Raw genomic sequence first — 25,112 nt, 5'->3', positions numbered from 1 at the left:
TTGCGCGGGGATCTGCGTACGACGCTGCGAGCTGTGCCGGGACGTGGTGGCGCTTGTCGGGCCCAACTCCCTCGGATGAACGACGCTGGGCGTGAGCGTTCTGGTCGCGTGACCGGCACGTCCCAGATGCGAAAGGGCAAACCCTATCCACGTGTTCGGCCCGAGCGTCCGCCGGCACGGCCGGTGCCCGAACATGCCGCTGCCCGCAGGCGGGTGCCCGCGGGCAGCGGTGCCGGGCAAGGCCGAACGCCCGACCGGGTCGAGGGGCGAAGAACAGATGACGTGTCGAGTACGGCCGCGTGGCCGTTGCCCGCCCCCCACAAGCCGAGGGAATCCGCCGAAATGCCGAGCGGTGTGGCACTGTCCGTCATCGCAGTGCCACCCGCCGGCATCGTCAGTCGAGTTCGCACGGGCCGTAGCGGGCGGCCTCCGCGTTCGTGGCCAGCGCCCAGTAGCGGTCGCCGTAGGACCAGTGCCACCACTCCGTGGGGTAGTTGACCAGTCCGGCGGCGGTCAGTGCGGCGCTCAGCACGTCGCGGTTGGTGCGGGCGGTCGCGTCGATGTTCTCGGCGGCGGTGTAGCAGGCTTCGGCGCTGTCCTCCGGACTGGCGTTCATCGGGGTGCCGAGGTCGAGTTCGCGGCCGTCCGGGTCGACCAGCGTCAGGTCGACCGCCGCGCCGGCGCTGTGCGGAGCGATGTCGGGTGGTGAGACGTACCGGCTGGCCGCGACGTGGATCCGGTCGGCGGACCAATCGGGATGCGCGGCCCGCAACTCGTCCGAGTACTCCTCGAAGTAGTGCCGTTGCAGTGCCGGCGGCCGGTACCCCTCGACGAACAACAACCGCAGCCCGTCCGGCAGCGCCGCCTGGGCCTTGATCAACCGGTCGAGCACGCCCACCCGCAGGAACGAGAACGTCTCGGCTCGATCCGCCTGGCGCAGGTCCACCGGCAGTGAGCCGTCCAGGCGGACATCGACGAGCGGTTCGTCGCACTCGTGTACGGGGACGGCGGCCACGCGAGGATCGGACATCAAGATGATCTGTTGCATGCGGTGATCATCTCGTGCCGCACCCGGAGCACTTGCGCGTGGTCCGGTCGTGGCGTCCCGGGTCGCGTGCGGCGTGCCGGGGTGTGCCCCGATCAGACCACGGGAGCGCCATGCTCGCGCAACAACCGCACCAGTTCCGTCCGGTTGCCCGGCACCCGTCCCAGCGCGGTGTACCCCTCGTCGTTGCGGACTCCGGCGTCCGCTCCCGCGTCGAGCAGCAGTCGGGCGCACTCCAGGTTCCCGGCGTTGCACGTACGCATCAGCGCCGTCCATCCCGACGCCGACCGGGCGTTCACCGCCGCGCCGTGGTCGAGCAGCAGCCGCACCAGGTCCGGGTGTGCCATCGAGGCCGCGGCGATCAGCGGAGTCGTGCCGTCGAGGAAGCTCGATCTCGGATCCCGCCCCTCGATCTCCGCGCCGGCGGCCAGGAGTTCGCGCACGGCCTCGGGATCACCCCGCTCGATGGCCACGAACAGCTCGCTCCCGGGCGCGTGCGGATCCCATCCGGCGGGCCCCGGGCCCGGCCCCTGCGACTCGGTCGACGACATTCCGACACCCTCGCACACCCGCGCTCCCCGGGCCGGGAACCGGCACTCGATGTGCGGACCGGGACAGGGGTCGGCGGGGCGACCAAGGGCCGCTTGACCTCAACTCGACTTGAAGTTCGATAGTGATCTCGGAACCGGCGAACGCGGGCCATCGGGCCCGCGAACGTCCACCATCGAACCCGGGAGCCACCACATGCGCGCGATCCGACTGCACTCCTTCGGTCCCGCCGAGAACCTGCGCCTCGAAGAGCTGCCCGAGCCGGTGCCCGCCGAGGGGCAGGTGCGCGTGGATGTCCGAGTGAGCGGCGTGCACCTGATCGAGACCAGGCTCCGGCGGGGCATCGCGGTCGGCCCGCACCGCCCGCCCGAGCTGCCGATCACCCCCGGCAGCGAGGTGGCGGGTGTGGTGGGGGCGGTCGGCCCCGGCGTGTCGGCCGACTGGCTGGGCCGCCGGGTCGTCGTGCAGCTGGGCGACGCGGGCGGGTACGCCGAGCAGGCGCTCGCCGACGAGTCCGCGCTGTACCCGATCCCCGACGAATTGGCCGACGACGTCGCGGTCGCGGCGATCACCACCGGCACCACGGCGCAGGGGGTGCTGGGTGTGGCCCGGTTGACCGAGCGGGACGTGGTGCTGGTGATGTCGGCCGCCGGTGGTCTGGGCAGCCTGTTCGTCCAGGCGGCGAAGGCCGCGGGCGCGCTGGTGGTCGGGGTCGCGGGCGGCGCCGCGAAGGTGGCCCGGGTGCGTGCGCTCGGCGCCGACGTGGCGGTGGACTACTCCGCCGCGGACTGGCCCGAGCGGGTACGGACGGCTTTGGCGGGCCGCGAGGTCGGCATCGTGCTCGACGGCGTCGGCGGCGCTTCGGGCCGACAGGCGCTGGAACTGCTCGGGCCCGGTGGGCGCTTCCTGATGTACGGCTGGGCGGCCGGCGAGCCGACCGAGATCACCACGCGCGACCTGGTCGAGCGCCAATTGACCGCGACCTGGGCGATCGGCCCGAACATGGTGCCGCCCGGCGGATGGCGCGAGTTGACCACCCGGGCGTTGCGCGAGGCGGCCCGGGGCCGGCTGGTCCCGACCATCACCCGCTTCCCGCTCGACCGGGCCGCCGACGCGCACGCCGCGCTGGAGGGTCGGGCGGCCGAGGGGAAGGTGGTGTTGACGGTGTAGCCCCACCGCCGTCGACGCGCCGGGCGGGCACAACCGCGTCGGCGGGTCGGGTTCGCGACGCCGGAGGCGGCCGTGACGGCGAGGGTGATCGCGAGGTCGAGGGCGACCGTGATCGTGACCGCCACGGTCACGCGGATCGGCTCGGCGATCGTGCACCCGAGGGGCTATGACGGGCACAATGGTGATATGTCCCACGTTGCGCAGGACGATATTTCTTGGCTCGCGACGGTCGACGACCTCGGCGCCGCCGCCGGTGGCGGGTCGGCGGTGCGCACGCCCGCGGCCCCCACGGGGCGCGAACTCCCTTCGCGATGGCGGTTGGACTGGGTGACCGGGCCGTGGGCGGCGGCCGAACACCGGGCCGCGCCGCCGGTTCGGGTAGGACAGCCGGGCGGGTCGGGCCCATCGGCCGAACTCCCGGCCGAGCAGGCCGCGGGGGACGACCGCCGCCCGCCGCCGGTGCGCGCGGTGGTCCCCGAGCAGCCGATCGGTGAGCCGCTGACCGGTCACGACGGGCGCGTGGACGCGGTGGCCACCGCGCTGGTCGGTGGTCGTCCGGTCGTGGTCGCGGGCACCGCCGGGTGGGGTGCGACGGTGCGTGTGTTCGACCTCGAACGCGGACACCAGTTGTGCCGGCCGCTGACCGGCCGGACCGCGTGGGTGGGTGCGGCGCGGGCCGTCGTGGCCGGCCGGCCGGTCGCGGTGACCGGCGACGCGGCCGGTGTACGGGTATGGGATCCGGCCACCGGGCTGCCGGTCGGTGAACCGCTGTCCGACTCGGTGTGGGCGGTGGCCACGGCCGTGCTGGACGGCCGCGCAGTCGTCGTCGCCGGGGTGGAGTCCGGTCGGGACGCCGGGCACGAGCACCCGGTGCGGATCTTCGACCTGGCCACCGGCGCCGCGTTCGGCGCGCCCCTGGTCGGACACACCTGCGTGGTCACGGGCGTGGCCACGGCCGTGGTCCGAGGCCGCCCGGTCGCCGTCACCGGCGGTTGGGACGCGGCGCGGCTGTGGGACCTGACCACCCGCGAGCCGATCGGCGAACCCCTGGCCGAGTACGTGTCGGCCGTGGCGACCGGGCTGCTCGACGGCCGCCCGATCGCGGTGGTCGGCGGCGCGAGCGGTGCGACCGAGGAGCGCGGGACGGTACGGGTGTGGGACCTGAGCACCCGCAGCCCGATCGGCCCCTGCCTGGTCTTCCCGTTGTCGGTGGACGCCCTCGCGGTGGCCCCGGGCGGCCGGCTGGTGGTCGGCTTCGGCCGCGAACTCGCCGCGCTGCGGTGCGACTGAGCGGCGGACCTCACGGCGCCACGGTTCCACGCCACCGACGACCCGGCCGGCCGACACCCGGCACCGGCGTCGGCCAGGCGTCGACACCGGCAGCGCGTCGGGCGCTCGCTCAGCGGGTCCCGAGCAGGTGATCCATCGCCAACTGGTCCAGTCGCTCGAACGCCATGCCGCGTCGGGCCGCCGCCTCGACGTCGAAGTCCTCGTAGGCCGTGCGGTCCGCGAGCAGATCGGCCGCGGACTCGCCGGCGCCCAGCGTCGGCTGCGCGAGCCGGTCCGACCGGGCCGCCGCGAGCGCGTCGCGGACCGCCGGATCCGCCCGGAACGCCGCCGCCTTCGCCTTGAGCACCAGGTAGTTGCGCATGCAGGCGGCGGCCGACACCCACACCCCGTCGACGTCCTCGGTGCGCGGCGGCTTGAAGTCGAAGTGGCGCGGCCCCCGGTAGCCCGCCGATTCGAGCAGGTCGACCAGCCAGAACGCGGCGCGCACGTCGCCCGCCCCGAACCGCAGGTCCTGGTCGTACTTGATACCGGTCTGTCCGTTCAGATCGATGTGGAACAGCTTGCCCGCCCACAGCGCCTGCGCGACGCCGTGCGCGACGTTCAGGCCGGCCATCTGTTCGTGGCCCACCTCCGGATTCACCCCGAACAGGTCGGGGTGTTCGAGCCGTTCGATGAACGCGAGGGCGTGGCCGATGGTGGGCAGCAGCAGGTCGCCGCGCGGCTCGTTCGGCTTGGGCTCGATCGCGAAGCGCAGCGGGTAACCCTGGTCGAGCACGTACCGCGCGAGCAGGTCGAACGCCTCCTTCAACCGGTCCAGCGCGGTCCGCACGTCCTTCGCGGCACCCGACTCCGCGCCCTCCCGACCGCCCCACGCGACGTACGTCTCGGCACCCAGTTCGACCGCGAGATCGATGTTGCGCAGGGTCTTGCGCAACGCGTACCGCCGCACGTCGCGATCGTTGGCGGTGAACGCCCCGTCCTTGAACACCGGGTGGGTGAACAGGTTGGTGGTGGCCATCGGGACCTTCATCCCGGTCGCGTCCAAGGCCTGCCGGAAGCGCTTGACATGCATCTCGCGCGCGGTGTCGGAGCTGCCGAACGGGATCAGGTCGTCGTCGTGGAAGGTCACGCCGTACGCGCCGAGTTCGGCCAGCCGGGAGACCGTCTCGACCGGGTCGAGCGCGGGTCGGGTCGGCTCGCCGAACGGGTCGCGGCCGGGCCAGCCGACGGTCCACAGGCCGAAGGTGAAGCGGTCGTCGGGGGTGGGGATGAAGGGATCCTCGGGGGTGAAGGGATCTTCGGGGGTGAAGGGGTCCGTCATGGGTGCCGCTCCCGGATCGTGGCGGATGGTGGCCGAGCCCTATTAGTAAACGCGAAAAACAAACTAGTATCGGCGCGGTACGGAAGGGAACCCTCGCCCGTCGACCCGCGCCCGCGCCGCCCGGGTCGATCCGGCCTCGGACACGACACCAGGAGGCGGCATGCGCGCACAGCGTGTGGTCATCGGCGTGGACAGTTCCACCCAGGCCACCAAGGCCCTCGCCGTGGACGTCGACACCGGTGAGGTCCTGGCCGGCGGCCGAGCCCCGCACCGGGTGAGCACCGGCGACGCCCGGGAGAGCGATCCCCTCCGGTGGTGGCACGCGCTGTCCGCCGCCCTCGCCGCTACCGGTTGGGCCGAACACGCGCGAGCCGTGTCGATCGCCGGCCAACAGCACGGTCTGGTCACCCTCGACGCCGCCGGTGATCCGGTCCGGCCCGCCATGTTGTGGAACGACGTACGCGCCGCGCCCCAGGCCGCCGCACTGGTGGCCGAATCCGGCGCGGCCGACTGGGCCGCGCGCGCCGGCAGCGTACCCACCGCCGCGTTCACCGCCGCCAAGTGGCGCTGGCTCACCGAACACGAACCCGCAGCCGCCGTGCGCGTCGCCGCCGTCCGGCTCCCGCACGACTTCCTCACCGAGCGGCTCACCGGCGCGGCCGTCACCGACCGCGGCGACGCGTCCGGCACGGGGTGGTGGACCCCGACCGGATACGACACCGAACTGCTCGACCGTCTCGGCCTGCCCGTCGAGTTCCTGCCCGCCGTCGCCGACCCGGGCGTGCCGGTCGGCAGCGCGCGGCCCGGAACCCCGCTGCGACCGGGCACCCTCGTGGCCGCCGGTACCGGCGACAACATGGCCGCCGCGCTCGGCCTGGGCATCACCGCAGGCCTGCCCGTGCTCAGCCTGGGCACCTCGGGCACCGTGTACGCGGTCACCCGCGGCCGGCCCGCCGACCCCACCGGCACGGTGGCCGGCTTCGCCGACGCGCTGAGCGGCTGGCTGCCCCTGGCCTGCACGCTCAACTGCGCGGTGGCCGTCGACCGGATCGCCGCGCTGCTCGGCCGCGAGCGCGACGCGGTCGAACCCGGCGGCGACACCGTGGTCCTGCCCTTCCTCGACGGCGAGCGCACCCCCGACCTGCCGTACGCCGCCGGCCTGATCCACGGCCTGCGCCACGAGACCACCGGCGGGCAACTCCTCCAGGCCGCCTACGACGGCGCGGTTTACCCACTGCTCACCGCGCTGGACGAGGTGCTGCGCGCGGGCGGCGAATCCGACGATTCCGACGTGCCGTTGCTGCTGATCGGCGGCGGGGCTCGGGGCAGTGCCTGGCGGGACACCGTACGCCGACTCTCCGGTCGCCCGGTGCGGATACCGGTCGCCGAGGAAGCGGTCGCGCTGGGCGCCGCCGCGCAGGCCGCCGGACTGCTCACCGGCGAACCCGCCGACGCCGTCGCGCGTCGGTGGCGCACCGCCGACGGGCCGCTGCTGGAGCCGCTGCCCAGGGACGACGCGGCGATGGAGCGGATCGCGGATACGCTGCGCAACGCCGGGCCCCTGTTCGACGCCGCACCCGGCCGGCCCTGATCGGGAAGAGTCCAGTGCCCCGCGCCCACCGATCCACCGACCGCCCCGAGTCGCTGCCCGCGTCGCAGCAGGGCATGCGGCGACAGAACCTCGCCCTGGTGCTGCGCGACGTCGCCGCCCGGGGTCCGCTCTCGCGCGCCGACGTCGCGGCCGGCACCGGACTGACCCGCGCCGCGGTGTCCAGCCTGGTCGAGGAACTGCATGCCGCGGGCCTGGTCACCGAGTTGGGCAGTGCGCCGAACGGGCGTCCCGGACGGCCCGGCCGGGCACTGATGGTGGGGGATCGGGGGCCGGCCGGACTGGGCCTGGAGATCGGCGTCGACCATGTCGGCGCGTGCGTGGTCGACCTGCGCGGCGAGGTGCGCGCGTGGGAGCACGCCGCCGCGCCGAACCGCGATCGCCCCGCCGCCGAGACGCTGCCCGCGCTGGCCCGGGTCGCCGCGCGGGCCGCCCGCACCGCCGCCGCACTCGAACTGCGGCCGGCCGCACTCGTGTTGAGCGTGCCCGGTCTGGTCGGCGCGGCCCCGGGGCGGGTGCAGCACGCGCCCAACCTGGGTTGGCGCGCGGAACCGGTGGTCGAACCGCTGCGCGCGCTGCTCCCGGCGGGCCTGCGCGCGCTGCCGCTGACCGTGGAGAACGAGGCCAACCTGGGCGCGCTGGCCGAGTTGTGGCACGACCCGGCCACGACCGACTTCGTGTACGTGTCGGCCCAGGCCGGGATCGGTGCGGCCGTGGTCGCCGACGGACGGCTGTTCCGGGGCGCGCGCGGCTTCGCGGGCGAGTTGGGCCACGTCCCGGTGCACCCGGACGGCCCCGCCTGCGCGTGTGGCGCGCGCGGCTGCCTGGAGCAATACGCGGGCGAGGCAGCCGTGTTCGCGGCGGCCGGTCTCACACCCACGACCGACGACCCGATCGCGACCCTGGCCCGGTACGCGAGGGACGGTCACGCGCCGGTGGTCGCCGCGCTGGATCGGGCCGGCAGCGCCCTCGGCACGGCCCTCGCCGGTGCGATCAACCTGCTCGACCCGGCCGGGGTCGTGCTCGGCGGCGCCGCCGCCGAACTGGGGACGTGGCTGCTGCCGGCGATGCGCCGTGAACTCGCCGCCCGCGTGACGATCCGCCCCTGGGCTCCCGAAGCCCTCACCGCGTCCGCGCTGGCCCGCCGAGCGCCCCTCCTGGGGGCGGCCACCACGACCATCCACGCCATCCTCGACAACCCGATCACCCACGCCGCCGGATCCGGCTGACCCGGTCGACCCGACCGGCCGGAAGCAGGCAGCCAACGGGTGTGGTTTCTTCCGGAATATGGAGAAGCCGGGCGCCCGGAGGCGAACCCACCGTGCGGTGTCGTACCGGCTTCGGTGGGGCGGTGGGTGGGTGTTCGCGCACCGGAGGTCGGCCGGGCTCGGTGTCGGACCGAGGCGAGGCGTGCGGAATCGGCTGTGGGCGGGGCTGTGCGGGCTCACGATGCTCGCGGTGCTCGGAAGCGGGGTGGCCGGGTGCACGCCGGAGCGGGGCAGCCCGGCGGTGATCGAGGTGGACGCGCAGGTGGCCCAAGTGGATCAGGCGGTGCACATTCGCATCGGCGGACTGACACCCGGTGAGCAAGTCACCGTCGGCGCGCGGGCGGTGGATGCCCTGGGCAGGCAGTGGCGCGCGCGGGCCACCTTCCTGGCAGACCCGCAAGGTGTGGTCGACCTGGACACGGCGAACCCGAAGCCGGGTGGCACGTACCGGAATCCGGACGGTATGGGCCTGTTCCGGTCGATGAATCCGCTCGGCGGTGCCGCCGAAGCGTCCTTCGTTCCGGCCGGCACGTCCGCGCGCGGCTACGTGGTCACCCTCACGGCCGTTGCGTCCGGACGTGCGCTCGTCTCCCGTACGCCGAACCGCGGCTGGTGCGGAACCGGCGTCACGAGCGCGGAGATCACCCTCGCGACCGACCGGATATCCGGGCAAGACGGAACCGAGCTGGACCTCGGCGGCACCCGGGCCGCCGACGCCGCCGCCCGGGCCGAGGGCCGGCCCAAGGTGCTTGCGCTGCTCGCCTCGCTCACCCGCTGAGCGCACGCCCCGGCGCCCGGACGTCGGATGCCCGGACATGCCTTGCCGGACGCCGCGGCACCCGGCCCCTCGCGCCTGGGGCCGGGTGCCGCGCGGTCGGCCGGCTATGCGCCGCGCCACACCGGGGCGCGCTTTTCCGCGAAGGCGCGGGCATCTTCCAGGGCGTCGGCCGAGCGGAAGATCGACGGGACCCAGTACTCGCCAGGATCGGTGCTCGCCAGGATCGGTGATCACCGGGTCCCGTTCACCGGATCCGCAGCACCAACTTGCCCGTGTTCGCGCCGGAGAACAGTCGCAACAACGTCTGCGGAAACGCCGTCACGTCGCCCTCGACCACGTCCTCGCGCGAGCGCAACCGCCCGTCCGCGAGCCACCCGGCCAATTCGGCCGTCGCCTCGGCGTAGCGGTCCGCGTAGTCGAACACCACCATGCCGGTCATCGAAGCCCGATTCACCAGTAGCGAAAGGTAGTTCGACGGGCCGGGACCCTGCTCGGTGTTGTTGTACTGCGAGATCGCGCCGCAGATCACCACCCGCGCGCCGCGCGCCAGCCGGGTCAGCGCGGCATCCAGGATCTCGCCGCCGACGTTGTCGAAGTACACGTCGACACCGTCCGGGCAGTGCTTGCGCAGTGCGGCCTTGACGTCCTCGCTCTTGTAGTCGACGGCAGCGTCGTAGCCGAACTCCTCGACCAGCAGGCGGCACTTGTCCGCGCCTCCCGCGATGCCCACGGTCCGGCAGCCCTTGAGCCGAGCGAGTTGGCCGACCACACTGCCCACCGCGCCCGCCGCGCCGGACACCAGCACGGTCTGGCCCGGTTGCGGGTCACCGATGTCGAACAAGCCGAAGTACGCGGTCAGTCCGGTGATCCCGAGCGCGCCCAGATAGGTCGACAGCGGCGCCGCCGCCGGATCCACCCGGCGAACGCCGCGCCCGTCCGAGTCCGCGTACTCCTGCACGCCGAACTGGCCGTACACGTGCTCCCCGACCGCGAAATCCGGGTGACGCGAGGCGATGACGCGGCCGACCGCGCCGGCCCGCATCACCTCGCCGATGCCCACCGGCGGGATGTAGGAACGCACGTCGTTCATCCAGCCGCGCATCGCCGGGTCGAGCGAGATGTGCGAGATCTCCACCAGCAGCCGGCCGTCGGCAGGCTCCGTCACCGGTTCGCCGACCAGGTCCCAGTCGGTGGCCTTGGGCAGCCCGAACGGGCGTGCGGCCAACCGGATCTGCCGGTTGACCAGGTCGGCGGGCAGCGGCCCGCCGGCGAGCGTGGTCATATGGAACGCAACTCCTTCTTCATGATCTTGCCGGAGGGGCCCTTGGGCAGTTCGTCGAGGATCCGCACCACCCGCGGATACTTGTACGCGGCCATGCGCTCCTTGCAGAACGCGACGATCTCGTCCGGGTCGGCCGCCTCGCCCGGGCGTAGCGCCACGACCGCGACCACCTCCTCGCCGAGTCGCTCGTCCGGCCTGCCGACCACGGCCGCCTCGGCGATCGCCGGGTGGGTGTACAGGACTTCCTCCACCTCACGCGGATAGACGTTGTAACCGCCCCGGATCACCAGGTCCTTCTTGCGGTCCACGACGAACAGGAAGCCGTCCTTGTCGAGGTAGCCGAGATCGCCGGTGTGGAACCAGCCGTTGCGGAAGGCCTCGGCGGTGGCCTCCGGGTCGTCGCGGTAGCGGGTGATGATGTTGTGCCCGCGCAGCAGGATCTCGCCCACGTGCTCGGCGCCGGGCGGCAGCGGCAGGTCGTCCGGGTCGGCCACGCGCAGTTCGACGCCCCAGATCGGCTTGCCCACGGACAACACCCGACGGTCGTCGGCGCGGTTGAAGGTCGCGGTGCTCGCGCTCTCGGAAAGCCCATAGCCCTCCAGGATGACGACGCCGAACGCCTCCTCGAACTCGCGGATCACCTCGCCGGGCATCGACGCCCCACCCGAACTGCCCACCCGCAGCCGGGACAGGTCGAGCCCGGTGCGATCCGCGGCCAGCAACGCGACGTACATCGTGGGCACGCCCACGATCACGCTCACCCCGTCCCGGGCCATCTGGTCGAGCACACTCTGCGCCTCGAAGCGCAGTACCAGCGACAGCGTCCCGCCGTAGCGCACGCACACATTCAGCACGCCGGACAGGCCGTATACGTGGAACAGCGGCAACGCGCCGATCGAGACGTCACCGGGGAACAGGCCGAACAGGTCACCCGAGACGGTGCAGTTCTGGTAGAGCTGGAAATGGCTCAGCTCGGCGCCCTTGGGCCGCCCGGTGGTGCCGCTGGTGTACAGCAGCACGGCCGTGTCGTCGCTCGACGTCGGCTCGATGTCGCCGTGGAGCGACTCGGCCCGGTCCGGCGGCCCGTCGGGCAGCAGCAGGGCGAACGCGAGGGTGTCCTGCGGCACCGCGGTGCCCTCGACCAGGTTGACGGTGTACACAGCGGTGCCCGGTACGGCGGCGGCCGCGCCCAGCGCCTCGGCGGCGAACACGTCGAAGGCGATCAGGGTGCGGGCACCGGAGTCGGTGAGGTGGTAGGCGATCTCGGTCGCCTTCAGCAACGGGTTCAGCGGCATCAGCGTGACGCCGGCCTTGAGCGCGCCGAAGTAGGCCACCACGAACTCGGGGACGTTGGGCAGGGATATCGCCAACACGTCGCCCCGGCCGAGTCCCTTCGCACGCAGGCCGCGGGCGAACCGGCTGCTGAGGTCGTCGAGTTCGCGGTAGGTGATCGGGGTGCCCTGGTGGATCAGACACGCCGTGTCCGGAGTCGCGAGGCGGGACTCGCGGAGCATGACGGCGAGGTTGAAACTCACGCGTGATCCTTTACTGATCGAGGTGCCGGGGGTGGCCGGACGTCGGGGAACGCCCGGCCGGGGACGGGTCCGCGGGACGTTGCGGGTCCCGCTGCCGCGGCGCGGTGCCGATGCGGGCGAAAGGCGCCCGACATCGGCATCGGCACTACGGGACGACCAGGGACAGTGTGTCCGCGACGCACGCGGGCTTGGCGACGCCCTCGATCTCGACGGTGTGCCGCACCGTCAGCCGCACGCCCTGCGCGGTCTCGACCGCATCGATCAGCACGGCGTGGTCGCGCACCCGGGCGCCGGCCGGAACCGGGGCCGGGAAACGCACCTTGTCCGAGCCGTAGTTGACGCCCATCCGCACACCCCGCACGGTGAACAGGCCGGCGGCCAGGGTCGGGATCAGCGACAACGTCAGGTAGCCGTGCGCGATGGTGCCGCCGAACGGGCCCTCCTTGGCCCGCTCGACGTCCACGTGGATCCATTGGTGGTCGCCGGTGGCCTCGGCGAACGTGTCGATGCGATCCTGATCGATGGTCAGCCAGTCGCTGGTGCCGAGTGGTTCGCCCTTGGCCGCGAACACCTCGGTGACGTTCTCGAAGACGCGCATGATGCTCCTTCGTGGTGGCGGCGGGATCCGGGCGGGTCGCCGCCGCCGAGCCGGGTCAGGCGGGCAGGTCGACCAGGTGCGCCAGGGTCGCGCGGTGCCGGTCGGGGGTGCCGAACGCGAGCGCGTCGGCCTTGGCGCGCTTGAGGTACAGGTGCGGATGGTGTTCCCAGGTGAAGCCGATGCCGCCGTGCAGCTGTACGCATTCCTCGGCGGCGCGGACGGCGATCTCCGAGCAGTGCGCCTGCGCGACGGCCACCGCGACGGGGGTGTCCGGGTCGTCGGCGGCCACGCACGCCGCGGCATACCGGGCCACCGCGCGGGCCTGGGTGATCGACACCCACAGCGCGGCCAGGCGGTGCTTGGGCCCCTGGAACGAGCCGACCGGGCGGCCGAACTGGTTGCGGGTCTTGAGGTAGGCGACAGTGCTCTCCAGGCAGAACTCGGCGATGCCGAGCTGCTCGGACGCCAACAGGGCCGCGCCGGTGCCGATCGCGGTGGCCACCGCCGCCTCGGCCCGCTCGCCGCGCGCCAGCGGTACGCCGGTCGCGCCGGTGAACACGACGTCGGTCAGCGGCCGGGTCAGGTCGAGCGAGACGACCGGGCGGCGGTGCACGCCGACCTGATCGGTGTCGACCGCGTACAGCGCGGGCCCCTCCGCGCTCCCGACCGCGACGACGAGGACATCGGCGGTGCCGGCGTCGACGACCGAGGTCGCGGTACCGGTCAGGGAGTCGCCGTCGGCCCGCACCCCGTCGGGGAATCGGGCACCGGGTGCCGTGGCGAAGGAGACCGCCAGGGTCGCGCTGCGCCGGCCGCCGGCCAGGTCGGTGAGGAGCGGCCCGGCGTCCACCGTGTCCACCGCGCGCAGCGCGGCGGTTGCGAGCACCGCGCTGCCCAGGAACGGGGTCGGCGCGACCGTGCGACCCAACTCCTCCAACACCACGGCGGTTTCCCGCCAGGTGGCGCCGCTGCCGCCGTGCTCCTCGGCGACGGCCAGTCCGGCCGCGCCGATCTGCTCGGTGAGCACACGCCACAACTTCGGGTCGTACGGCTCGTCCGTCTCGATCCGGGCGAGCAGCGCGGCCAGGGTCACCCGCTCGGTGAGCAGGTCGCGGATGCCGGAGCGCAGTTGGTTCTCGTCCTCGGTGTGCACGAGGTGCTCGATGACACTCATCGGGGCAGGTCCTTCCACGCGACGTCCTTGTCCACCCGAGGCTCCGCCGGCAGGCCAAGCACGCGCTCGGCGACGACGTTGAGCAGGATCTCCGAGGTGCCGCCCTCGATCGAGTTGCCCTTGGCGCGCAGGTAGCGGTAGCCGGGCGAGCGGGTGGTGAAGTCCACCGACGCCGGTCGGCGCATGGTCCACTCGTCGTGCCGCAGCCCCTCTTCGGCCAGCAACTCCACTTCCAGACCCGAGATTTCCTGGTTGAGTCGGGCGAAGGCGAGTTTGGCCGCCGAGCCTTCGGGGCCGGGTTCGCCGGCCGCCAGTTGCAGGCGCAGTCGGGCCGAGGTCAGGCGGGCCGCCTCGGCTTCCACCCACAGCCGCAGCAGCCGGTCGTGCAACCCGGCGGTGCGCAGTTCCGGACGCGTACGCCAGGTGTCCGCGACGATGCCGATGATGCCGCCCTCGCGTGGTGCGGCACCGCCGCCGATGGCCACCCGCTCGTTCATCAGCGTGGTGCGTGCCACGCTCCAGCCGTCGCCGACATCGCCGAGGCGATGCGCGTCGGGGATGCGCACGCCGGTGAGGAAGACCTCGTTGAACTCGGCCTCGCCGGTGGCCTGGCGCAGCGGACGCACCTCGACGCCGGGCGCGGTCATGTCGCAGACGAAGTAGGTCATACCCCGGTGCTTGGGCAGTTCGGGGTGGGTGCGGGTGACCAGGATCGCCCAGCGCGCCTCGTGGGCCATCGACGTCCACACCTTCTGGCCGTCCACCACCCACTCGTCGCCGTCGGGCACCGCCCGGGTGCCCAGCGCGGCCAGGTCCGAACCGGCCCCGGGTTCGCTGAACAACTGGCACCACACCTCCTCACCGGTCCACAACGGCCGCAGCCAGCGGGCGCGTTGGGCCTCGGTGCCGTACGCGAGCACGGTCGGCGCGGCCATTCCCAGCCCGATGCCGATCCGGCCCGGGTCGTTGGACGGCGCGCCGGCGGCGGCGAATCGCGCGTCCACGGCCGGTTGCAGCGCACGCGGCGCGTCCAGGCCGCCGAGGCCGGCCGGGTAGTGCACCCAGGCCAGTCCGGCGTCGAAGCGGGCCCGCAGGTAGCCGAGCGCGTCGTCGGTGTCCGGATGGGCGGCGATGAACTCGCCCACCCTCTCGTCGAGTTCGGCGGCGGTCAGCACAGCGGACCGCCGGCCACGTAGATCACCTGGCCGGACACGAAGCCCGCGCCCTCGCTCACCAGGAACGCGATGGTGTTCGCGACGTCCTCGGGCCGGCCGACCCGGCGCACCGGGATCTGCTCGGCCGCGGCCTGCTGGAAGGCCTCGAACTCCATGCCGACCCGGGCCGCGGTCGCGGCGGTCATGTCGGTGACGATGAAGCCGGGTGCCACCGCGTTCGCGGTCACGCCGAACTTGCCCAGTTCGAACGCCAGCGTCTTGGTGAAGCCTTGGAGGCCGGCCTTGGCCGCCGAGTAGTTCGCCTGGCCCCGGTTGCCCAGCGCGGACGAACTGGAGAGGTTGACGATCCGGCCGTAACCCGCCGAGGTCATGTGTGCCTGGACCGCGCGGCTCATCAGGAACGCGCCGCGCAGGTGTACGTCGATGACCGTGTCCCAGTCGCCGTCGGACATCTTGAACAGCAGGTTGTCGCGGATCACACCCGCGTTGTTGACGAGTACGGTCGGCGCGCCGAGCACGTCGGCCACGCGCGCCACCGCGGCGTCGACCTGCTCGCCCACGGTGACGTCCGCGCCGACCGCGAGCGCGTTGCCGCCGGCCGCGACGATCGCGGCCACGGTGTCCGCGCAGGCGGCCTCGTCCAAATCGAGCACGGCCACGGCCATGCCCTCGGCGGCGAGCCGGCGCGCGGTGGCGGCACCGATGCCCCGGGCGGCGCCGGTCACGATGGCCACGCGTGGTGCGGTCGCGTCCGCGGTCGAGGTCGAGGGAGTGTTCTCGGTCATGGGTGGGGGATCCTCCGGGTCGTCGCGGGTCACGAGGTCGGCCGGCGAATGCCACGCACCGCCGTCCCGAGATGCGACCCGCACGCCCGGTCGTGAGGTGCCGACCGGTCGGTATGCACATGCATCGGAAGCGGAGGAGCGGGAATCACGCTGTGCCTGTCACGGTACCGACCGGTCGGTATCAAGGCTAGAGCGCAACGCGAACTCGTTCGGGTGGCTCGTGGGGCGGGGTGCCCGGGCGCGCCCGCGCGGGAGGGCCTGTCGTAGTCGCGCGAGGGGGTCGACGCACCCGCGAGAAAAGGTTCCCGGGTACGGGGGCGGGGCTGTCGCGGGCGCGCGGGGAGGGCCGTCGTGTCCGCGCGGAGAGCGCCCGCAGCACCGCACGGAGGCCTGCGACGACGCTCGGGAGGGGCCGGCGGTGGCACGCGGCGGCCGGTTCGGCGGGCGGCCCGCCCGCCACGCCCGTCCCGCTCGGCGCCGCAGGCCCGGGCGCGGCTCGGGCGGCGTCGAGCGGGACGGCGGTCACCGGGACCGGCCGACCACCTTCGGTACCTCCGGGCGGAGCAGCATCAGGGCCGCGTCGTCGGTGAGCCGCTCGCCCACGTGTGCCAGCAGCGCCCGCTGCAGCAGGGTGAGCAGTTCGTTCGCGGGCAGGTTCGGATCGGCGTTCGCGGCGATCCACTCGCGGAGCGGAAAGAACCGGCCTTGGGCGTCCCGGGCCTCGGTGGTGCCGTCCGTATACAGCAGCAGCGACTCGTCCGGCGTCATCCGGAACCGGTAGGCCGACACCCGCTCGTCGCCGGGAATCAGGCCGGCCAGGCCGAGCGGCAGTTCGGTCGCCACATCGAGCCAGCGCACACCGGACGGGCCGATCAGCGCGGGCGGCTCGTGGCCGTAGTTGACCAGCTCGACCAGGCCGTCCGGGCCGAACTGGGCGATCAGCGCGGTGGCGAACCAGTCCGTGTCCGGCTCGCCGAGCAGCACCTGATTGCGGCCGAACCGTTCCAGTCCCTCACCCATCCGCCGCCCGACCTGCCACAGGTCCGACGTCGTGAACGCCGCCTCGCTGAACGTGCCGACCAGGGCCGCGCTCGCACCGACCGCGGTCAGCCCCTTGCCCTGCACGTCGGCGATGAACGCGCGTGTACCGTACGGCGTGGCCACCACGTCGTACACGTCGCCGCCCACCTCCGCGTCCCGTTCCGCCGCCAGGTAGCTGCGCGCCACCCGGATCCCGCCCACCACGGGCGGTGCGGGCGGCAGCAGCGCACGCTGGACGTGCTCGACCACATTGCCCAGCCGGGATACCCGCTCCTGCAGGCGGGTCCGCAACAACACCGCCGCCACCGCGATCGCGCCGCCCAGCACGACCACCACGAACCCGGCCCAGTCGTGCTCGTAGCCGGTCGGCGCCAACCACGGGTCCAGCACCAGGAACGTCAGCGTCGCGAGCACCGCGTAGACGACCGTCGCGCGCACCGAACTCAGGCTCGACGCGGTCATCGGCACCAGACACAACATCGTGTCGGTACGAAACTCGTCGGGTGTGCCGAAGTCGACGGCCACGATCACGACGTACAGCAAGGCCGGCAACAGCGGGATCAACCACCGCATCGGCCGCGCGCCGCCCGTGTCGCCCGTGTCGCCCGTGTCGACCACCGGGGCCTCGCTCATGCCGGGGTCTCACTCATCGGGAAGGCACCGTCCTGGATCACCCGGGGTGGGCCGGTCGTCGGGCATCGGTTGTCGGGCATCGGTCGTCGGGCAGGGCACGGGCCGGTCATCGGTCATCGGTCTGCTCAGCCCTTTCCCGATCCGACCCGTGCCCAGCTACGCCACACGGTTGATCATTGCCGGCCGGCCCGGCCCTCCCCGTCCTGTTCCGCCGCGCCGCCGGGACGCGCCGCCGAGAGGGACGGCCGAGACGCGCGGCCGCGCGGCGGAATGCCGTCGGTGTCAAAGGAGTTGCCGTTCGTGGCAAGCCGAACCCAACCGTGGGAGTACCCCTCCCGCTGGACGTGGTCCCGGACCACGTGGGCGGCCCGCTGCCGACCGCACTGGTGGGTCGACTCGCGCCCGGCGGGCGGGTGATCGCCATCGGCGCCGTGTCCGGCGAGCGGGCGGACTTCTCCTCCCACGACCCGATCGGCCCGCAGACCTCGGTCATCGGCTTCCAGCGCGGCGGCGACTCGGCGGCGGATCCGGCGTACGTGGTCCACCTGGTCGCCGACGGCCTGTTGCACGCGCCCGTCGACTGGCAGGCGGACTGGACCAGGGTCGGCGAGGCCACCGCGCTGCCGCTCGGCCGCCGAGTCCGCGGCAAGGCGGTGCTGCCCTGAGTTGACCCGAATAGATCCCAACTTCCCGATCGGATCCGGCCGATCGGGGAGTTGGCGCCGGCGCCGCTCAGCGATAGCCGGTCTGGTCGGCCGGCAGCCCCGGATCCTGGACCTCGACCAGGTAGCGCCACGCGTCGGGTCGGCTGCCGTCCAGGTCGGTGAAGCCGTACACGCCCGCGAGCTGCCCGCTGGAGAGGGACTGCCCGTTCCAGCGAGCCACTTCGGGGTCGCCGGCCAGTGCCACCACGGCTCGGCCGACGTAGGCGGGGGATTCCGAGATGCCGAAGTGCGGCTGGATCTTCGTGCCCTCCCGCCAGTTGGCCTCGGTCACCCCGTAGTTGTCGAGCATCATCTCCGACCGCAACCACCCGGGAGTCAGCGCGACGGCGGTCGCCCCGCGCGACCCCAGCTCGTGGCCGAGCGCGAAGGCCATCCGCAACACGGACGACTTGGCCAGGTCGTAGAACAAGGACACGCGATAGTTGTCCCGGTTGTACTCGTTGGTGCCGTCGGTCATCTCCACCACCAGGCCGCCGGGCCGGCGCAACAGCAGCGGCAGTGCGTAGTGGTTGGTGATCACGTGCGTCTCCACCGCGAGCCGGAGCAGCCGCAGCCCGTCGTCCAGGTCGTGCTCCCACACCGGGGTGTCCCACGCGAACAGCTTCTCGCCACCCCAGATGTCGTTGACCAGCACGTCCAGCCGACCCTGCTCGGCCTCGATCCGGGCGATCAGCGCCCGTACCCGCTCCGGATCCAGATGGTCCGTGGGCACCGCGACACCGCGACCGCCCGCCGCGGTCACCAGGTCGGCGGTGTCCTCGATGGTCTCCGCACGGTTGTACTCCGAGCGCCGCTCGCGGGTGCTGCGCCCGGTCACGTACACGGTCGCGCCGGCAGCGCCGAGTTCGACCGCGATCCCGCGCCCGGCGCCTCGGGTGGCCCCGGCCACCAGGGCGACCCTGCCCTGGAGTGTGCTCGTCGACATGGTGATTCCTTTCGACATGGCGACTCGTTCGGATCCACTCCGCCCGCCGGCCTTCCCCGCGTGCCCGCGAACGCGTGCACGTACTCGACCCGAGGGAAACACCCACAGTCGCAAGCCGCTCCGACATGTAGCGTCCGGTCATGCGTTCCGGCATATGCACGAAATGCGGCCAGGCAAGCGTCGTCCGGCGCGTGGGCGGCCTTCGCGAGGGCGCGGTGGACATCCTGGCGTGGATCCGTTTCGCCACGTGGCGCAAGACCCGCGCGACGCACTACGTGTGCACGGGGTGCGGCTTCTTCGAGGTGTACCTCACCAAACCCGAGACCCTCGCCGCCCTTGCCCGGGCCTGGGAACCCTGCCCGCCCAGGCCCTCCACGCCACCGCGACCACCACACCCGCCCGGCCGGTGAGATCCGATGCGCAGGGGAGAACCGCTTCGGGAGGTCGGTTCACCGGCCGTACCCGGTGAACCGACCGCCGCGTTCGAGGATGCTCGGGCGCGATGCATTGTCCGAACGCGGCGGCGACACGCGCACCATGAAACAGGGGCCGCCGCGCTGCACGACCCGATGCTTCACCCGGCCGGCGGAGTCGGGCGACCGAGTCCACCCGAACGCGAGGCCGCACGCCCCTGGCGCGCCGCGTGGTGCGCACCGGGCCGCGCGTCCGGTGGGCCGGCCGAACCGGTGGGCCGGCCGAACCGAGGAGCGGACGAATCGTGGCCGGACGGTCCGTGGGGCGTACCACCCATGGGCCGACGAACCCGGGCCGCAGGACTCGCCGGGGTCGAGTCCCGACAGCCGTCAGCCCGCCGGCGCCAATCCCGACTCGAGCGGGTTGTCCAGCAGGCGGGCGAAGGCCAACTCGGCCGCGCCGTACAGCGGGGCGTCGTCGCCCAAGGCCGCCGTGCGCAGTTTGAGGTGCTCGCGGGTGACCGCCAGCGAGGTCCGGTTGAGCCGACTGCGCACCTGTGCGGCGGTGGCCAGGTACACCTCGCGCAACGTCCCGCCGAACACCACCATCTGCGGGTTGAGGATGTTGACCAGGTTGGCCACACCCAGGCCGAGCCAGTCACCGACCCGGCGCAGACCCTCCTCGGCGTCCTGGTCGCCGCGCGCCGCCGAGTCGGCGAGCCCGCCGATCGCGTGCTTGGCGGTGCCGCGGGTGAGCGCGAACTCGCCGATCTCGGTCTCCCAGCACCCGCGCGAGCCGCACCGACACGGCCGGCCGTCCGGGTTGACCACCATGTGCCCGATCTCGCCCGCGTACCCGTCCCCGCCGGTCACCGGCCGCCCCGCGGACAGGATGCCGCCGCCTATGCACACGTCGCCGTGCAGGTAGATCACGTCGTCGCAGCCCACCGCCGCACCCCGGGTGTGCTCGGCGAGCACCCCCAGATCGGCGTCGTTGCCGACCATGACCACCGTGCCGATCGCCGCCGACAACCGCTCGCCCAGCGGCTCGTCGCGCCAATCCGGGGTCGGTCCCTCGGGGATGGTGCCGTCCGAGCCGCGCACCATCGCGCACACCGCGACGCCGCCGCCCACGCACACCCCGTCGCGCGGCGTGGTCAGCCGCATCTGCGCGACGAACCCGCCGAGCGCGTCGGCCACCTCCTTGGGCGAGAACCCGCTGCCCGGACGTTGCAGTTCGCGGCGATCCAGGATCACCCCGCCGAGCCCGACCCGGGCCGCGACCACTCGGTCCACACCGATCGTGAACGCGTACACGTACACCCGCTGCGACTGCGCCCGGACCACCAGCGAGGGCCGGCCCCGCCCGCCACCCGAGGTGTCCCGCGGGGCCTCCTCGACGATCAGGCCCGCCGCCGCCAGATCGGCGGTCAACGCGCCGATCGTGCTGCGGTTGAGCCCCATGCCCGCGGTCAGCTGGGCCCGTGAGGTGGGGCCGAGCACGTGCACGTGGCGAAGCAGCGCCCCCAGGTTCTGCCTGCGGATGTCCTCCTGGGTGGGCGCTGCGCGCATGGGGCTGCGGACCCTGCCTTTCTCATCCGTGGCGTCGATCGAGGGGGAGGGCGGCGTCACCGCAGCCCGGCGGCTTCGGCCCGCCGCCGCGACAGGGCGTCGACCCCGGCGGCGAGGAGCAGCACGACGCCGGTCACAACGTACTTGACGCCGGCGCTGTACCCCATGAGGCCCATGCCGTTGTCGATCACCGCGACCACCGCCCCGCCGAGCACCGCGTCCAACACCCGTCCCTTGCCGCCGAACAGGCTGGTGCCGCCGATCACCGCGGCGCCCACCGCGTACAACAGCACGTTGCTGCCACCGGTGTTGGAGTCCACCGAGTTGGCCCGCGACGCGGCGACGATGCCGCCGATCGCGGCCATCGTGGAACAGATCACGAACGCCGAGATGCGCACCCGGTCCACGTTGATGCCCGCGCGGCGGGCCGCCTCGCGGTTGCCGCCGACCGCGTACAGGCTCAGCCCGTACGGCGTGCGCCGCAGCACGAACGTGCCCACCAGCAACAGCACCACCAGGACGGGCACCACGATCGGCACGCCGCGCAGCGAGGAGATCACCACATTGCGGCTGCGCTCCTGGTTGAGCACGTACACCGCGAGGCCGACCAGAACGGCCAGCGTACCCACCCGGATCCCGGTGATCGCGATCGGTTCGGCGCTCAGGCCCCGCCGCATCCGGTTGCGATTGCGCCGCAGTTGCAGCGCCGCGTACCCGCCCACGGTCGCGGCGGCCAGCAGCCAGCCCACGATCGGCGCGAGGTTGCGGTTGGAGATGGCCAGGATGGTCGAGTCGCGTACCGGCACGTTGGTGCCGCCCTTGACCAGGAGCAGCGACACGCCCTGGAAGGCCAGGAACGCGCCGAGGGTGACCACGAAGGAGGGGATGCCGACCTTGGCCACCAGTACGCCGAGCACCAGGCCGATCACCGAGCCGACGACCAGGGCGGCGAGCACGCCCGCGTACCAGGGCCACCCGTGTTCGGTCAGCAACACCGCGAGCACCGCGGCACAGACCCCGCTGGCGAAGCCCGCGGACAGGTCGATCTCGCCCAGGACCAGGACGAAGATCAATCCCATCGCGATCACGGTGACCGCGGCGCCCTGGGTGAACAGGTTGGCGAAGTTGCCCGCGCTCAGGAACCTCGGGCGCATGATCGCGAAGACCGTGCACAGCACCACCAGACCGAGCACGGCGGGCATCGCGCCGGTGTCGCCGCCGCGCAGTCGGGCGACGTAGTCCTTGATGTGCGTGACCACCGGCGACGCGGGCGCATCGGACTCGCTCTTCTCGGCGAGAGGCAGGACGCTGCTCGTCATCGGTTCACTCCGTTTCGACCCGCGCCGGGACCGAGTGCCTCGGTCTGCCCCGACGTGATGAGTTCGACGATCTGGGAATGGGTGATCTCACTCGTGCTCACCTGGGCTGCGGTACGGCCCAGGTAGAGCACCGCGATCCGGTCGGCGACCGCGAACACGTCGTTCATGTTGTGCGAGATGAGCACGACGGCCAGGCCGTTGTCGGCCAGCCGACGGACCAGTTCGAGCACCTGCGCGGTCTGCGAGACGCCGAGCGCGGCGGTGGGTTCGTCCAGGACGACCACCTTGCTGTTCCACAACACCGCCTTGGCGATCGCCACGGTCTGGCGCTGGCCGCCGGAGAGGCTGGAGACGCGCTGGCGGATCGAGGAGACGGTGCGTACGGACAGGCCGGCCAGGGTCTCCTCGGCGATCTGCTCCATGCTGTCCTCGTCCAGCACCCAGCCACGCCGGCGTTCCCGACCGAGGAACATGTTCTGCACGATGTCGAGGTTGTCGCACAGGGCGAGGTCCTGATAGACGATCTCGACGCCGAGCTCGGAGGCGTCGCGGGGGCTGTTCACGGTGACCGGCGCGCCGTCGAAGAAGTACTCGCCGGAGTCGGCGGTGTGGATGCCGCCGATGCACTTGACCAGGGTCGACTTGCCCGCGCCGTTGTCGCCGACGAGCGCGGTCACCTGGCCCTCGTACACGGACAGGTCCACGTCGCGCAGCACGTGCACGGCGCCGAAACTCTTGTTGATGCCGCGCAGTTCGAGCACGGGATCGGCCGCGGGCGGCGGGGCGGGGGTGGGGGACAGGGCCACGATGCGGGCTCCTCGCGTCGGGGTGGCGGCAGGGTACGCGCCGGGCCGGAACCGACCCTCGTGGGTGTCGGCTCCGGCTCGACTACGCGGTCCGGGTGGCTAGTTGATGCCGAACTCGGTGCACTTGGCGGCGTACGCTCCGGTGCACAGGGTGTCCTTGGTGACGTAGCCGTCGGCGACCACGTCCTTGACGTTCTCCTTGTAGATGGCCACCGGCTCCAGCAGTACGGACGGCACGTCGCGCTTGCCCTCGGGGTCGCGCACGGTGGCGGGCACGGTCGGCTTCTGGCCCTTGGCCAACGCGACGGCCAGTCCGGAGACCGCGTCGGCCTCCTTCTTGATCGCCTTGTACACCGTCATGCACTGGTCGCCGACCAGGATGTTCTGCAGCGCGGTGGTCTCCGCGTCCTGCCCGGTGACCGGGACCTTGCCGTTGAGTTTCTGCTTCTTGAGGATCGAGATCGCGGCGTTGCCCAGGCCGTCGTTGGCTGCAACCACGCCGGAGATGTTCGGCGACTGGGTGAGCATCTGCTCGAACATGTTGGCGCCCTCGGTGTTGTTCCAGTCCGGGACGGCCTGGTCCGGGCCCTTGACGTACTCGCCGGAGTCGAACTTCGGCTTGAGCACCGCGTCGTAGCCCTGCTTGAGCAGCGTCGCGTTGTTGTCGGTGGCCGAGCCGTTGAGCATCGCGACGGTGGGCTTCTGGGCGTTGGCGGCGGACAGGCACTTCTCGATGCCCTGGCCCATCAGCGTGCCGACCTTCACGTTGTCGAAGCTGACGTAGTACTGCGCGCTGCCGCCGAGGGTCAGCCGGTCGTAGTCGATCGTGGCGACGCCCTGCGACTTGGCCTTGTCCAGGACGGCCTTTCCGGTACCGCTGTCCAGGTTGACGATGATCAGCACGGTCGCGCCGTTGGTGATCATCTGGTCGGCGAGGGTCTGGAACTGCGACTTGTCGCCCTGCGCGTTCTGGATGTCGTAGTCGACGCCTGCGGCCTTGAACGCTTCGGTGAGGTACTTGCGGTCGTTGGTCTCCCAGCGGCCCGACGTCTTGCTGTCGGGCAGGATCACGCCGATCTTCGCCTTCTTGCCACCGCCGTTGGTCGCGCCGGACGAGCCGGTGCCGGAGTCGTCGGAGCAGGCGGAGAGGGTGCCGGCGGCAAGCACGGCACAGGCGGAGACGGACACGAGGAACCTCTTGCGCATGGTGGATCCCTTCGGGCACGCGCCGGTGGGGCCGGCGGGGGACGTGGAGGCGTCGTCGAGGGGTGGTGCCGGGTGTGGTGGTGCCTGGGGGTGGTGCCTGGCGGGGTGGTGCGGCCGGTTTGTGTGGCTGGGTGGTGCGGGGTGCTCGGCCGGGTGTTGCGGGCGGTGCGACCTGCGTGGTGCGGCGCGACGTGCGTTGTGTGGCAGGTGGATGCGGGGGGTGCGACAGCGGGTATCTGCAACACGTGAAGGCGGTGTCGCCTAAATGTTGTGGGCGACAACGTAATAGGCCCACCGGGTGTTCGCCAGACCCCGGAACCCCTGAGAAATGCCGGTTTCGGTAACGGTTGGGAAACGTAAGCGAACCAAAAACCGGTTGTTCGTGAGTGATGTCTTCAGAAATCAACATCGAGCGGCTCGGGTGAGGTCGAGTGGCTTCGGATCACGAACCCTGGTGGGTGGGGCCGTGGGAGCGATTAAGTTCCAAGCCACAACTTAGGCTGTCCGTTGGGGTGTTGAGGCAGGCTGGGCGGACGGCAAGGAGGGACCCGGCAACCTTTTCGGGGTTCTTGCCTTGGTTGAGCGGTCGCGTTTCGGTGCGCGAGCGGGCGTGGGTGCGGGTGCGTTGCGGGTGCGCCGGGCGCGAAGTGCGAGGTGCGAGAGCGAAGCGCGGGTGGGGGCGGGGCCGAGGTGCGGGTGCTCGCGCGTCAGGCGGGGGCTCTCGTCTCGGTCGGGTGCTCGTGTTGCAGAGCGGTGCTCTGGATTTGGTCGGGTGCTCGTGTTGCGGAGCAGTGCTCTGGCTTTGGTGGGGTGCGCGTGTTGCGGAGCGGTGCTCTCACTTTGATTGGGTGCGCGCGTTGCGGAGCGGTGCTCTCGCGATCGGTGCTCGCGTC

General features: G+C 72.3%; 22 protein-coding genes. 7 read left to right on the top strand and 15 right to left on the bottom strand.

All coding sequences use genetic code 11. The annotated features are described in order from the left end of the window. Positions 1 to 394: 394 nt before the first annotated feature. On the bottom strand, positions 395 to 1,048 hold the full coding sequence (locus ACIRL2_RS09180) for a M15 family metallopeptidase (protein ID WP_402231209.1): 654 nt from the start codon (positions 1,046 to 1,048) through the stop codon (positions 395 to 397). Positions 1,049 to 1,140: 92 nt separating this feature from the next. Continuing rightward, positions 1,141 to 1,596 (bottom strand): ankyrin repeat domain-containing protein, encoded by a 456-nt coding sequence (locus ACIRL2_RS09175; RefSeq protein ID WP_402231207.1) that lies wholly within the window; start codon positions 1,594 to 1,596, stop codon positions 1,141 to 1,143. Positions 1,597 to 1,789: 193 nt separating this feature from the next. Between ACIRL2_RS09175 and ACIRL2_RS09170 the strand changes: the two genes are divergently transcribed. Next, positions 1,790 to 2,764, top strand: a complete 975-nt coding sequence (locus ACIRL2_RS09170) for a zinc-binding dehydrogenase (RefSeq protein WP_402231205.1) — start codon at positions 1,790 to 1,792, stop codon at positions 2,762 to 2,764. 186 nt (positions 2,765 to 2,950) lie between these two features. Further along, positions 2,951 to 4,054, top strand: coding sequence for a WD40 repeat domain-containing protein (locus ACIRL2_RS09165; RefSeq protein WP_402231203.1), 1,104 nt, complete (start codon positions 2,951 to 2,953; stop codon positions 4,052 to 4,054). 109 nt (positions 4,055 to 4,163) lie between these two features. On the opposite strand, the gene xylA is transcribed toward ACIRL2_RS09165, so the two are convergent. Beyond that, the gene (gene xylA / locus ACIRL2_RS09160) at positions 4,164 to 5,375 is read right to left on the bottom strand and encodes a xylose isomerase (protein WP_402231202.1); all 1,212 of its coding nucleotides are present in this window, start codon (positions 5,373 to 5,375) and stop codon (positions 4,164 to 4,166) included. Between the two features lie 160 nt (positions 5,376 to 5,535). Between xylA and xylB the strand changes: the two genes are divergently transcribed. The 3 genes from xylB to ACIRL2_RS09145 all read left to right on the top strand — a co-directional run bounded on the left by xylB (position 5,536) and on the right by ACIRL2_RS09145 (position 9,030). After that, positions 5,536 to 6,966 (top strand): xylulokinase, encoded by a 1,431-nt coding sequence (gene xylB / locus ACIRL2_RS09155; RefSeq protein WP_402231200.1) that lies wholly within the window; start codon positions 5,536 to 5,538, stop codon positions 6,964 to 6,966. Positions 6,967 to 7,040: 74 nt separating this feature from the next. Then, positions 7,041 to 8,213 (top strand): ROK family protein, encoded by a 1,173-nt coding sequence (locus ACIRL2_RS09150; protein WP_395859309.1) that lies wholly within the window; start codon positions 7,041 to 7,043, stop codon positions 8,211 to 8,213. A gap of 181 nt (positions 8,214 to 8,394) precedes the next feature. Next, positions 8,395 to 9,030: an acyl-CoA thioesterase/BAAT N-terminal domain-containing protein gene (locus ACIRL2_RS09145; RefSeq protein ID WP_402231199.1), complete on the top strand. Its 636-nt coding sequence runs from the start codon at positions 8,395 to 8,397 to the stop codon at positions 9,028 to 9,030. Positions 9,031 to 9,274: 244 nt separating this feature from the next. On the opposite strand, the gene ACIRL2_RS09140 is transcribed toward ACIRL2_RS09145, so the two are convergent. The 7 genes from ACIRL2_RS09140 to ACIRL2_RS09110 all read right to left on the bottom strand — a co-directional run bounded on the left by ACIRL2_RS09140 (position 9,275) and on the right by ACIRL2_RS09110 (position 17,253). Next, a complete protein-coding gene (locus tag ACIRL2_RS09140) occupies positions 9,275 to 10,312 on the bottom strand; it encodes an NADP-dependent oxidoreductase (protein ID WP_402231197.1) in 1,038 nt (345 codons plus the stop codon). Beyond that, positions 10,309 to 11,847: a long-chain fatty acid--CoA ligase gene (locus ACIRL2_RS09135; protein WP_402231195.1), complete on the bottom strand. Its 1,539-nt coding sequence runs from the start codon at positions 11,845 to 11,847 to the stop codon at positions 10,309 to 10,311. Before ACIRL2_RS09135 ends, ACIRL2_RS09140 begins: the two co-directional genes overlap by 4 nt. Before the next feature lie 145 nt (positions 11,848 to 11,992). Next, positions 11,993 to 12,445: a MaoC family dehydratase gene (locus tag ACIRL2_RS09130; RefSeq protein WP_395858822.1), complete on the bottom strand. Its 453-nt coding sequence runs from the start codon at positions 12,443 to 12,445 to the stop codon at positions 11,993 to 11,995. A gap of 55 nt (positions 12,446 to 12,500) precedes the next feature. Continuing rightward, positions 12,501 to 13,619: an acyl-CoA dehydrogenase family protein gene (locus ACIRL2_RS09125; protein ID WP_402231193.1), complete on the bottom strand. Its 1,119-nt coding sequence runs from the start codon at positions 13,617 to 13,619 to the stop codon at positions 12,501 to 12,503. Continuing rightward, positions 13,616 to 14,794, bottom strand: a complete 1,179-nt coding sequence (locus tag ACIRL2_RS09120; RefSeq protein WP_402231191.1) for an acyl-CoA dehydrogenase family protein — start codon at positions 14,792 to 14,794, stop codon at positions 13,616 to 13,618. Before ACIRL2_RS09120 ends, ACIRL2_RS09125 begins: the two co-directional genes overlap by 4 nt. Then, positions 14,788 to 15,579 (bottom strand): SDR family oxidoreductase, encoded by a 792-nt coding sequence (locus tag ACIRL2_RS09115; protein ID WP_395858818.1) that lies wholly within the window; start codon positions 15,577 to 15,579, stop codon positions 14,788 to 14,790. Before ACIRL2_RS09115 ends, ACIRL2_RS09120 begins: the two co-directional genes overlap by 7 nt. A 522-nt stretch (positions 15,580 to 16,101) precedes the next feature. Next, positions 16,102 to 17,253, bottom strand: coding sequence for a PP2C family protein-serine/threonine phosphatase (locus ACIRL2_RS09110; protein ID WP_395858817.1), 1,152 nt, complete (start codon positions 17,251 to 17,253; stop codon positions 16,102 to 16,104). A gap of 320 nt (positions 17,254 to 17,573) precedes the next feature. Between ACIRL2_RS09110 and ACIRL2_RS09105 the strand changes: the two genes are divergently transcribed. Further along, positions 17,574 to 17,918 (top strand): zinc-binding dehydrogenase, encoded by a 345-nt coding sequence (locus tag ACIRL2_RS09105; RefSeq protein WP_402231189.1) that lies wholly within the window; start codon positions 17,574 to 17,576, stop codon positions 17,916 to 17,918. Positions 17,919 to 17,985: 67 nt separating this feature from the next. Here ACIRL2_RS09105 and ACIRL2_RS09100 read toward each other — a convergent pair whose 3' ends face one another. Beyond that, positions 17,986 to 18,903 carry an SDR family oxidoreductase gene (locus tag ACIRL2_RS09100; RefSeq protein ID WP_402231187.1) on the bottom strand — a complete coding sequence of 306 codons (918 nt, stop codon included), beginning with the start codon at positions 18,901 to 18,903 and terminating at the stop codon, positions 17,986 to 17,988. A 140-nt stretch (positions 18,904 to 19,043) separates the two neighbouring features. On the opposite strand from ACIRL2_RS09100, the gene ACIRL2_RS09095 reads away from it, so the two are divergent. Continuing rightward, positions 19,044 to 19,313: a hypothetical protein gene (locus ACIRL2_RS09095; protein ID WP_395858814.1), complete on the top strand. Its 270-nt coding sequence runs from the start codon at positions 19,044 to 19,046 to the stop codon at positions 19,311 to 19,313. Between the two features lie 393 nt (positions 19,314 to 19,706). Here the strand turns inward: ACIRL2_RS09095 and ACIRL2_RS09090 are convergent, their stop codons facing one another. The 4 genes from ACIRL2_RS09090 to ACIRL2_RS09075 all read right to left on the bottom strand — a co-directional run bounded on the left by ACIRL2_RS09090 (position 19,707) and on the right by ACIRL2_RS09075 (position 24,219). Further along, positions 19,707 to 20,888 (bottom strand): ROK family protein, encoded by a 1,182-nt coding sequence (locus tag ACIRL2_RS09090; protein WP_395858813.1) that lies wholly within the window; start codon positions 20,886 to 20,888, stop codon positions 19,707 to 19,709. Positions 20,889 to 20,944: 56 nt separating this feature from the next. Continuing rightward, entirely contained in the window at positions 20,945 to 22,207 is a 1,263-nt protein-coding gene (locus ACIRL2_RS09085) for a sugar ABC transporter permease (protein WP_395858812.1), read from the bottom strand. Beyond that, the gene (locus ACIRL2_RS09080; protein ID WP_395858810.1) at positions 22,204 to 23,013 is read right to left on the bottom strand and encodes an ATP-binding cassette domain-containing protein; all 810 of its coding nucleotides are present in this window, start codon (positions 23,011 to 23,013) and stop codon (positions 22,204 to 22,206) included. The genes ACIRL2_RS09085 and ACIRL2_RS09080 overlap by 4 nt, the downstream gene beginning before the upstream one ends. Before the next feature lie 99 nt (positions 23,014 to 23,112). After that, positions 23,113 to 24,219 (bottom strand): sugar ABC transporter substrate-binding protein, encoded by a 1,107-nt coding sequence (locus tag ACIRL2_RS09075; protein ID WP_395858809.1) that lies wholly within the window; start codon positions 24,217 to 24,219, stop codon positions 23,113 to 23,115. Positions 24,220 to 25,112: the final 893 nt, after the last annotated feature.

This window comes from Embleya sp. NPDC127516, assembly GCF_044765325.1.
In the GTDB taxonomy this organism is placed as follows: domain Bacteria; phylum Actinomycetota; class Actinomycetes; order Streptomycetales; family Streptomycetaceae; genus Embleya.
The sequence above is the reverse complement of the archived record's forward strand: the minus strand, read 5'-3'. Positions and strand labels throughout refer to the sequence as shown.